This window comes from Cupriavidus sp. WS, assembly GCF_000395345.1.
GTDB classification, from domain to species: domain Bacteria; phylum Pseudomonadota; class Gammaproteobacteria; order Burkholderiales; family Burkholderiaceae; genus Cupriavidus; species Cupriavidus basilensis_B.
This window is the reverse complement of the sequence record NZ_AQPL01000742.1, coordinates 1-691: the sequence shown is the minus strand read 5'-3', so window position 1 is coordinate 691 and position 691 is coordinate 1. Positions and strand designations below refer to the sequence as shown.

Annotated in this window: 1 pseudogene; it reads left to right on the top strand. The window is 49.3% G+C overall.

From position 1 onward, the window contains the following. Positions 1–188 precede the first annotated feature (188 nt). Positions 189–691, top strand: a pseudogene (locus tag K206_RS43520) (hypothetical protein); the annotation flags it as partial.

Below are 691 nucleotides of genomic sequence, written 5' to 3'. Positions count from 1 at the left end.
TCCCTTCAGTTCACCAGAAGCGCCACGAAGGTGCTGGTGAGTGGCCACTACGCGCGGCTTTTTCACACATTCTCTTGTCCTCTGCGAGCGCTGCATGACGATTGATTTCTCGCCTCTGCCGATAGCCATGACGCTTGGGATCATCAAGATTATCTGACAGATGCAATGGCACAAAGAAGGGAGTCAGCATGAAGGAAGGATGGAAAACTCGTGCGATTGGTCGACATCTGGTCGAATTACCAGCGGATGTGCGAACTGTCGAGAGCTATAAGTACAACGAGGTGAGAATTGAACCATTACGAGAAATTCAGACCCGGAGGGATTTTGACAATCTGATTGCTCGACGGGAACAGGCATTGCGAGCAGCAAAGCACGATAAACATGGCAGCATGTTTATCGAACGGGTACCGCATGCTAATGGCTCAGTCACATTGATTTCGTGGAACAAGACAACGAGTGACATATTGTATCGCTTTGACACCTATTTCTTGGCCGGAACCAGAACCTTGGCTTACTCGGGGAGCGTATCGCCAAGTCGTCGAGAATCGGCTTTGTCCGTTCGAGATGAACTATCCCGAGAATGGCAGGAGATTCCAACAGGGGAAATTCCAACTGGCATTGGTTATGCGGCAAGCGATGCGATCTTGATAGACAATGATCTGAACTTAGAAAGCTGGGCAATGATCATTCG